Here is a 564-nt window from a genome sequence, read left to right as displayed (position 1 = left end):
CCCCATACATGTTTTTGCCATTTGTGAGATTTGTTGCATCAACATTTGCTAAGGTGTCATATGCATAACCCACCATCTTCCAGGTCACCAGGTCGTCCGACTTCATAATAGGTACACCGGGACTCATGTGCATCGTTGTGCTGCTCATGTAATAGCTATTGCCTACACGTTCTATTGATATGTCTGGTACATCTGCATAAATAATGGGATTAGTGGCTTTTTGTGCGTATAAACACGGCGCTATAAGCGTGATAATTAAAGCCGTCATCCATAACCTGTAAATCTTATTTCTCATATTGATATTTGTTTTTTTTTCCTGGTAATAACTTTTTCATCATGAAAGTCAATATCATTTATTGTGTTTATTACACTTATTTAATAAAACCAACTGGGGGCATTTGCATTGAAAATCATTTCTGAGTTTATCGGTATTCGGAAGTCCGGTTCACAGATTTTCCATAAACTTCACACTGCTTCTGAAATGAATTTATTTAACCAGGATTTTTACTGTTTTTGAAATATTGCGTGATGAATTACCTAATTGAAGAACAAATTCGCCGGCTT

Annotated in this window: 1 protein-coding gene; it reads right to left on the bottom strand. The window is 36.2% G+C overall.

Features of this window, described 5'->3' with window-relative positions; all coding sequences use genetic code 11:
- Nucleotides 1-295 (bottom strand): family 43 glycosylhydrolase (locus tag AC1DO4_RS27890; protein WP_477421063.1); only part of this gene is annotated, 295 nt, incomplete at its 3' end.
- Nucleotides 296-564: the final 269 nt, after the last annotated feature.

This window comes from Mucilaginibacter sp. P5_A6, from assembly GCF_056400585.1.
This window is presented reverse-complemented; position numbering and strand designations above follow the sequence as displayed.